Genomic DNA, 8,004 nt, shown 5'->3' with positions numbered 1-8,004 from the left:
GGGTGTCGAGGGCGGGCCGCGGCTCCGGCAGGGCGTCCAGCGGCGGCGCGGGCTCCGACGACAGGCTCCCGCCGGCCGTGAACTCCTCGTGAGCGGCCGGTTCCCACTCGGCGGGGTCGTCGTCGACGGGCTCCCGGGGGGCCGTCTCGGGCGAGGCCGCTTCTGGCGCCGGGGCCGCGTCCGGGACGGGCTCGGGCTCCGGGAAGGGGATGAGCTCGGGCTCGGGCTCGTCCAGGAAGATCGGCGGCGGCTCGGCGGCGGCCTCGTGGTCGGCCGCCGCCGCCAGCGCCAGCGGCTCCGGGGCAGCCGGTTCGAGGACCTTGACGTGGCCGCGCTGCGTGTCGGGCGGCGCGGCCTCCTCCGTGCTGGGACGGGCGACGCGGATCTGCTTGAACATCGTCAGCCACAGCCAGACGGCGATCACCAGCATGACGTGCGGCGCGACCGCGACGCCCGCCCGGACCGCGTCGTCGGGCAGCGGGCCGAACCCCCACACCGAGTGCTGGACGGAGAGCGCCGCGCCCCCGGCCACGAGGAGCAGCAGCAGCCCCCAGCGCAGCAGCCGCGTCCACCAGCGGGCGTTGCGGGTGATCACGAGGGACAGGATCGTCAGCACGGTGAGGGTGTCCGCCATCGCCGGGTACAGCGGCGCCCAGCGCTCGCCCGCGCGGCCGGCGAGGGCCAGCTCGCGGAGCACGTCGTAGGTCAGCGCGAAGGCGCCGCCCGCCAGCGCGGCGACGATGAGCCCGGCGGCGGCGGTGAGCAGCCGCCGCTGGACGGGGGTGTAGCGGGGCCCGCCGGGCCGCGTCGAATCAGATGGCATGTCTCTCGTTCCGGGAGGGCGCCTGAAGAGTCCTCAGGCGAGATTAGCCAGCCCGGACGGCAACGGCTTCCCAGTTACCGATGATCACTCGGCCCTGCGCGTGATATGTGAGGAGAAGTACTTTATGAACGACGTCGGGGGCGGCACCCGCGACCGGCGTCGCGCGAAGGCGAAACGGACGTCGACAGCGCCAGGGAGGCAACGATGCCGGACGGCTGGACCATGCGCGAGATGTGGTCCCCCGCGGCCCGATAGCGCGCGACGGTGGCGGATTCCCAGGACCGGCTCGGCGAACCGGTCCGGACGTTCGACGGCCGCGCCGGCCATCGGCGCACGTGGTGGGCATGGTCGTTATCGCTGGGCCTGACATCGCTGGCGCTGATCCCGGCGGCCGTCGTCTACCTGCGTGACGGCGTGTGGTGGGCGGGCGTGCCCGCGCTCCTGCTGTCCATGGGGAGCGCGGCCGGCGTCGGCTGGATCGCGGGGCGGGACCGGCCGCGCGGCCGCGGCCGGGTCGTGCGCCTCCACACCGGCGGCATCTCGGTCACCGGCCCCGGCGGCGACGCAGGATACGCGTGGGACGAGCTGGTCTCCGTCACCGTGTCCGGAGTGCGGAGCGCCCCGGACGAGCGCACCCGCTGGCGTTTCACGATCGTCGCGGACGACGGGACGGTCTTACGGCTCACCGACGGCCTCCCGGACGTGCGGGCGCTCGGCCTGGCCGTCGCGAAGGAGGTCACGTCCCGGATCGTCCCGCGGCACCTGGCGGCGGTGAAGGCGGGCGAGGCCGTCCGGCTCGCCCCGTTCGCCATCGACCTCGGCGGCGTCGAGAAGGACGGTGAGCGGCTCCCCTGGGCGGCCGTCCACGACGTCGCGATCGGCAACGGCATGGTCGTCGTGCATGCGTGCGGCGGCCGCGGCGACCTGATGACCGTCGCCTCGCAGATGCCGGACGCGCTGGCGTTCATGGCCCTGTGCCACCAGGTCAGGGAGCTGGTCCGAGATTTCTGAAGCTTTTCTCGCGGGGGATGTCGAGAACGCGCCCGCCGCTCCGATCCTTTCTGTGACGCGGCCGTCCGGGCCGCCGCCCGCATCCGAACGGGAGTGACCGACGTGAAGTACATGCTGCTGATCTACAACCGCCCCGGTTTCGTCGAGGAGCTGACCGAGCGCGAGCGCGCCGACCTGTTCGGCGAGGTCGACGCGATCATGAAGGAGCTGACCGAGTCCGGAGAGCTGGTCGGCGGGGACGCGCTGGCCGATCCGTCCACCGCCAAGACCGTCCGTGAGAAGGACGGGCGGATCGCCGTGACCGACGGCCCGTTCCTGGAGGCCAAGGAGCACTTCGCCGGGCACATCACCGTCGACTGCGAGTCGGTCGAGCGCGCCGTCGAGATCGCCTCGCGCTGGCCGGACGTCCGGTTCGGCGGCCGGATGGAGGTCAGGGCGCTCATGGAGCAGTCCGGGACGGAGATGTGACGGCGCCCGTGCCGGGGCAGCCGGGCGTCGAGGACCTGCTGCGCGCCCTCGCGCCGCAGGTTCTCGGGACGCTCGTCCGGCGGCACGGGCACGGGGCCTTCGACGCCTGCGAGGACGCCGTCCAGGAGGCCCTGCTCGCCGCCGTCGTCCAGTGGACGGGCGGCACCGGCGACCCGGCGGACGGGGACGGCGTCCCGGAGAACCCGCGCGGGTGGCTGCTGACGGTCGCGACGCGGCGGCTCACCGACCAGTGGCGCAGCGAGCGCGCCCGCCGCGACCGCGAGGCCGCCGTGTTCGCCCGGGAACCGTCCGCGGGGGACGGACCCGCGCCCGGCGAGGACCGCCCCGCCGACCACGACGACACGCTGACGCTGCTCTTCCTGTGCTGCCATCCGGCGCTGTCGCCGCCCTCGCAGGTCGCGCTGACGCTGCGCGCGGTCGGCGGGCTCACCACCGCGCAGATCGCCCGCGCGTTCCTCGTGCCCGAGCCGACGATGGCGCAGCGCGTCAGCCGGGCCAAGCAGCGGATCAAGGCGGCGGGGGCGCGGTTCGGCATGCCCCCGCCGGACGAGCGGGACGAGCGGCTGCGCGCCGTCCTGCACGTGCTGTACCTGATCTTCAACGAGGGGTACACCGCGTCCAGCGGGCCCGACCTGCAGCGGGCCGGCCTCGTCGCCGAGGCGATCCGGCTCACCCGGGAGCTGCACCGGCTGCTGCCGGGCGACGGCGAGGTCGCCGGGCTGCTCGCGCTGATGCTGCTGACCGACGCCCGCCGCGCCGCCAGGAGCGGGCCGGACGGCCTGCTGATCCCGCTCACCGAGCAGGACCGCGCGCTGTGGAACGCGGACGCGATCGCGGAGGGGACCGCGCTGGTCACCGAGGCGCTCACCTGGTCGCCGCCCGGCCCGTACCAGCTCCAGGCCGCGATCGCCGCCGTCCACGCGGAGGCGGCCCGGCCGGAGGACACCGACTGGCCGCAGGTCCTCGCGCTCTACCGGCTGCTGGCGCACGTGTCCCCGAACCCGATGGTCACGTTGAACGAGGCCGTCGCGCTGGCGATGGTGGACGGCCCGTCCGCCGGCCTCGACCTGCTGCGGACGCTGGACGGCGACGACCGCATGTCCAGGCACCACCGCCTCGCGGCCGTCCGGGCGCACCTGCTGGAGCAGGCGGGGGACGCGGACGGCGCCCTGGACGCGTACCGGCAGGCCGCCCGCGGCACGACCAGCCTCCCCGAGCGGCGGTACCTCGAATCCCGCGCCGCCCGCCTCAGGGCCAACCGACTCGACGACGGCGAAGAATCACGATGAACGGCGAGAGGACACGCGGCCGTGCGCCGATCCAATAACCTGGGCCCGTGAGTCTGCGCCTTTACGACACCGGTACACGCACCGTCCGCACGTTCGAGCCCCTGGCAGAGGGCCGCGTGGGGATGTACGTGTGCGGTGCCACCCCGCAGGCATCACCCCACATCGGGCATCTGCGGTCGGGCGTCATCTACGACGTGCTGCTGCGCTGGCTGCGCGCGTCCGGCTACGACGTGCTGTTCGCGCGCAACGTCACCGACATCGACGACAAGATCATCGCGGTGTCGGCGGAGCAGGGCGTGCCGTGGTTCGCGGTCGCGGAGGGCAACCAGCGGGTGTTCACGCAGGGCTACGACACGCTCGGCTGCCTGCCGCCGACGATCGAGCCGCGCGCCACCGGGCACATCCCCGAGATGATCGTGCTGATGCGGCGGCTGATCGAGAACGGCCACGCGTACGCGGCGGGCGGCGACGTGTACTTCGACGTCAAGTCGTGGGCCGACGAGTACGGCTCGCTGTCGAACCAGCGGCTGGAGAACATGCGGTCCGCCGGGGACACCCCCAACGAGGAGGCGAAGCGCGACCCGCGCGACTTCGCGCTCTGGAAGGGCGCCAAGCCGGGCGAGCCCGCGTGGGAGACGCCGTGGGGCCCCGGACGCCCCGGCTGGCACCTGGAGTGCTCGGCCATGGCGACCAAGTACCTCGGTCCCGCGTTCGACATCCACGGCGGCGGCGTCGACCTGATCTTCCCGCACCACGAGAACGAGATCGCCCAGTCCCGCGCCGCCGGGGACGGCTTCGCCCGCTACTGGCTGCACAACGGGCTCCTCACCGTCGACGGCGAGAAGATGAGCAAGTCGGTCGGCAACGTCGTGCTGCTCTCCGACCTGCTCGGCAGGGCCCGCCCCGTCGAGGTGCGGTACTACCTGGTCTCGGCCCACTACCGGTCGCTGATGGACTACACCGACGCGTCCCTCGCCGAGGCCGTCTCCGCCTACCAGCGGATCGAGGGCTTCGTGACGCGCGCGTCGGAACTCGTCGGCGACGTCGAGCCCGCCGCGGTGCCCGGCGGCTTCGCCGACGCCATGAACGACGACCTGGGCGTCCCGCAGGCGCTGGCCGTGCTGCACGAGGCCGTCCGGGAGGGGAACGCCGCGCTCGCGTCCGGCGACCGCGACGCAGTGCGCGCGCACCTCGCGGACGTCCGGGCGATGGCGGACGTCCTCGGCATCGACCCGCTCTCCCCGCAGTGGCGCCGCGCAGGCGAGGAGGACCTGCGCCCCGTCGTGGACGCCCTCGTCGCCGTCGCGCTGGAGCAGCGGCAGGCCGCCCGCGCCCGCAAGGACTACGCCGCCGCCGACGCCATCCGCGACGGCCTGGCGAAGGCGGGCATCCTCGTCGAGGACACCCCGCAGGGCCCCCGCTGGGAACTGAAGCGAGACTGACCGACCCGGTTCCGCACGGGGATAAAATCGAATGTTCGCGGGGGTTCGCAGTCCCGCCTGAAATCCGCGCCGCCCACGGGGGGCGAGCCGCAACCGTCGCGAGGGGCGTACCGAGAAGATGGCCAAGCGCAAGGGCAAGGGACCCACTCCCAAGGCCGAGGACCGCCACTGGCACGGCAAGCGCCAGAAGGCCCGCGCCGTCAAGAACGCCAAGCGCACCGGCACCCCCACGGTGGGGCCGGGCGGCCGCACGAAGGCCGCCGCCGAGGTGCGCGACCGCGGGCGCCCCGCCGGGGCGCGGCGCGCCAACGGCGAGGTCCCCGAGCTGGTCACCGGCCGCAACCCGGTCGTCGAGGCGCTGCGCGCGGGCGTCCCCGGCACCGCGCTCTACGTCATGTCCGGCAACGACGAACGCGTCCGCGAGTCGATCCAGCTCGCCGCCGACCGCCGGATCCCGCTCATGGAGACGGGGAAGAACGAACTCGACCGGCTCACGGACGGCGCCGTCCACCAGGGCATCGCGCTCCAGGTCAGGCCCTACCGGTACGCGCACCCCGACGACCTGCTCAAGGGGACCTCGCCGCTGATCGTCGCGGTGGACGGGATCACCGACCCGCGCAACCTCGGCGCGATCGTCCGGTCCGCGGCCGCGTTCGGCGCCACCGGCGTCGTCGTCCCGGAACGGCGCGCCGCCGGGATCACCGCCGGGGCGTGGAAGTCGTCCGCCGGCACCCTCGCCACCGTCCCCGTCGCGCAGGCCACGAACCTCACCCGGCAGCTCAAGGCGTACCAGAAGGCCGGCTGCTTCGTAGCCGGCCTGGACGCGGGCGGCGGCGTCACCATCACCGACCTGGACCTCGCGACCAGGCCGTTCGTGCTGGTCGTGGGCTCGGAGGGCAAGGGCCTCAGCCGGCTGGTCGCCGAGACGTGCGACATGCTCGCCACGATCCCGATGCCCGGGCAGGCCGAGTCCCTGAACGCGGGGGTCGCCGCCGGCATCGCCCTGTACGAGATCAGCCGCCTCAGGGGAGCCGCGAGCGGCGGCGCTTGAGAAAGGCCAGCTCGGCCTCGTTCTCGACCGACCCGATCGCCCGGTCGTAGGCCGCGGCGGCGTCGCCGTCCCGCCCGAGCCGCCGCAGCAGGTCGGCGCGGATCGCGTGGAACAGGTAGTAATCGGGCAGATCGAGCTCGTCCACGATCGCCAGCGCGGCCTCGGCACCCTCGACCTCGGCCACCGCCACGGCCCGGTTCAGCGCCGCGACCGGCGTCGGCGCCACCGCCATCAACTGGTCGTACAGCTCCAGGATCTGATCCCACCGAGTATCCGCGGCCCGCGCCGCGTCGCTGTGCACCGCGTTGATCGCCGCCTGGATCTGGTACGGCCCGGGCCGGTTCATCCGCAGGCAACGCCGGACGAGCGCCTGCCCCTCAGCAACCAGCGTCCGATCCCACAACCCGCGATCCTGGTCGCCCAGCAGTACGAGTTCACCATCGGCCATCCGGGCCGGCCTGCGCGACTCGATCAGCAGCATCAGCGCCAGCAGCCCGAGCACCTCCGGCTCGTCCGGCATCAGCTCCGCCAGCGCCCGCCCCAGCCGCACGGCCTCCGCCGCCAGCTCGTCCCGGCCGCCGTACCCCTGGTTGAACACCAGGTAGATGACCGCGAGGACCCCGGCCAGCCGCTCCGGAAGGTCCTCCTTCTCCGGCACCCGGTACGGGATCCGCGCGTCCCGGATCTTCCCCTTCGCGCGGACCAGCCGCTGCGCCATCGTCTTCTCCGGCACCAGGAACGCCCGCGAGATCTCCGCCGTCGTCAGCCCGCCCAGCAGCCGCAACGTCAGCGCGACCCGCGCCTGCGGCGCCAGCGCGGGATGGCAGCACGTGAAGATCAGCCGGAGCCGCTCGTCCCGCACCACGCCCTCCTCGACCGGCTCGACGTCGCCGACCAGCGCCGCCTGCACCTGCTTGCCGTCCCGCACGGCCTCCCTGCGCAGCCGGTCGATCGCCTTGTTCCGCGCCGTCGTGATGATCCACCCCGCGGGACTGGGCGGCGGCCCGCTCACCGGCCACCGCCGCACCGCCTCCGCGAACGCGTCCTGCACCGCCTCCTCGGCGACGTCGACATCACCGAACACCCGGACCAGGACGGCCACCGCCCGCCCGTGCTCCTCGCGGAAGACCTGCTCGACCGTCAATCAGACCCGCCCTGGAACGGCCGCACCTCCAAGGGCAGCCCCGTCGCCTTCGCGTACCTGGCCGCCACCTGCAGCGCCGCGTCCAGGTCCAGCACATCGATGATCATGAGCCCGCCGATGAACTCCTTGCCCTCCGTCCACGGCCCGTCCATCGCGACGATCTCGTCCCCCCGGCACCGCACCACCGTGCTCGCCTCGGGCCCGTGCAGCGGCCTCCCGAAGACCCACGCCTCCTGCGCCTCCAGGTCCCGCCGGATCACCGCGAGCTCCACCATGACCTCCTCCAGCACCTCCGGAGGCGGCTTCTCCCCCACCGGCTGGATCATGTTCAGCGCGTAGAGCATCATGCTTCCCTTCTGCGATAGGTCGCGATCACGACCCCCGTCGTCGTCACCACCGACTCCACGAGCCGCAACCCCGCCTCGACGCCGTCGAACAGCCTGCGGCCCGTCCCCAGCACCACCGGATGGACCATCAGCAGCCACTCGTCGACGAGCCCCCGCCGCATCAGCTCCCGCGCGAGCACCCCGCTCCCGAGCACCGTGAGCCCCTCCTCGATCCCCTCGACGTCCCCCGCGTCCTTCAGGAGAACCGAGTTCTCCCAAGGGGCCTCCCGCAGCGTCGTCGACACCACGTACTTCCGCGCCCGGTTCAGCACGTCCGTGAACGGGTTGCCGCCCTGATGGGGCCAGTACCCGTAGAAGTCCTCGTACGTACGCCGCCCGAACAGCAGGGCCCCGCCCATGTCCTTCCCC

9 protein-coding genes are annotated in these 8,004 nt (G+C 73.5%); 5 read left to right on the top strand and 4 right to left on the bottom strand.

The genetic code is table 11. From position 1 onward, the window contains the following. Nucleotides 1-823: DUF2637 domain-containing protein (locus E1266_RS33175; RefSeq protein WP_132053881.1), on the bottom strand; the 823-nt coding region annotated here is incomplete at its 3' end. A 264-nt stretch (nucleotides 824-1,087) separates the two neighbouring features. Between E1266_RS33175 and E1266_RS33170 the strand changes: the two genes are divergently transcribed. The 5 genes from E1266_RS33170 (at nucleotide 1,088) to rlmB (ending at nucleotide 6,105) form a co-directional block, all read left to right on the top strand. Continuing rightward, on the top strand, nucleotides 1,088-1,834 hold the full coding sequence (locus E1266_RS33170) for a DUF6585 family protein (RefSeq protein WP_132053879.1): 747 nt from the start codon (nucleotides 1,088-1,090) through the stop codon (nucleotides 1,832-1,834). Between the two features lie 93 nt (nucleotides 1,835-1,927). Then, the gene (locus E1266_RS33165; protein ID WP_229808450.1) at nucleotides 1,928-2,302 is read left to right on the top strand and encodes a YciI family protein; all 375 of its coding nucleotides are present in this window, start codon (nucleotides 1,928-1,930) and stop codon (nucleotides 2,300-2,302) included. Next, nucleotides 2,299-3,612 (top strand): DUF6596 domain-containing protein, encoded by a 1,314-nt coding sequence (locus tag E1266_RS33160; protein ID WP_243719194.1) that lies wholly within the window; start codon nucleotides 2,299-2,301, stop codon nucleotides 3,610-3,612. Before E1266_RS33165 ends, E1266_RS33160 begins: the two co-directional genes overlap by 4 nt. 47 nt (nucleotides 3,613-3,659) lie before the next feature. Further along, entirely contained in the window at nucleotides 3,660-5,054 is a 1,395-nt protein-coding gene (cysS, locus tag E1266_RS33155) for a cysteine--tRNA ligase (protein WP_132053877.1), read from the top strand. Nucleotides 5,055-5,172: 118 nt separating this feature from the next. Further along, nucleotides 5,173-6,105 carry a 23S rRNA (guanosine(2251)-2'-O)-methyltransferase RlmB gene (gene rlmB, locus E1266_RS33150; protein WP_132053875.1) on the top strand — a complete coding sequence of 311 codons (933 nt, stop codon included), beginning with the start codon at nucleotides 5,173-5,175 and terminating at the stop codon, nucleotides 6,103-6,105. Here the strand turns inward: rlmB and E1266_RS33145 are convergent. The 3 genes from E1266_RS33145 to E1266_RS33135 all read right to left on the bottom strand — a co-directional run. Beyond that, complete coding sequence (locus tag E1266_RS33145; RefSeq protein ID WP_132053873.1) at nucleotides 6,077-7,249, bottom strand: sigma-70 family RNA polymerase sigma factor; 1,173 nt, start codon at nucleotides 7,247-7,249, stop codon at nucleotides 6,077-6,079. The two genes, rlmB and E1266_RS33145, sit on opposite strands and share 29 nt — an antisense overlap. Continuing rightward, complete coding sequence (locus E1266_RS33140; RefSeq protein WP_132053871.1) at nucleotides 7,246-7,596, bottom strand: YciI family protein; 351 nt, start codon at nucleotides 7,594-7,596, stop codon at nucleotides 7,246-7,248. Before E1266_RS33140 ends, E1266_RS33145 begins: the two co-directional genes overlap by 4 nt. Then, the coding region (locus tag E1266_RS33135; protein WP_207946061.1) for a dihydrofolate reductase family protein at nucleotides 7,593-8,004 on the bottom strand (412 nt) is incomplete at its 5' end. The genes E1266_RS33140 and E1266_RS33135, both read right to left, overlap by 4 nt.

The organism is Actinomadura sp. 7K534 (assembly GCF_004348575.1).
Lineage (GTDB): Bacteria > Actinomycetota > Actinomycetes > Streptosporangiales > Streptosporangiaceae > Spirillospora > Spirillospora livida.
Note: the sequence above shows the minus strand (reverse complement) of the source record. Positions and strands in the feature narration are given on the sequence as shown.

Bases quoted from the DNA above. Each gene is read 5' to 3' on its own strand.
- rlmB (WP_132053875.1), top strand. From the start codon at position 5,173: ATGGCCAAGCGCAAGGGCAAGGGACCCACTCCCAAGGCCGAGGACCGC.
- E1266_RS33140 (WP_132053871.1), bottom strand. From the start codon at position 7,596: ATGATGCTCTACGCGCTGAACATGATCCAGCCGGTGGGGGAGAAGCCG.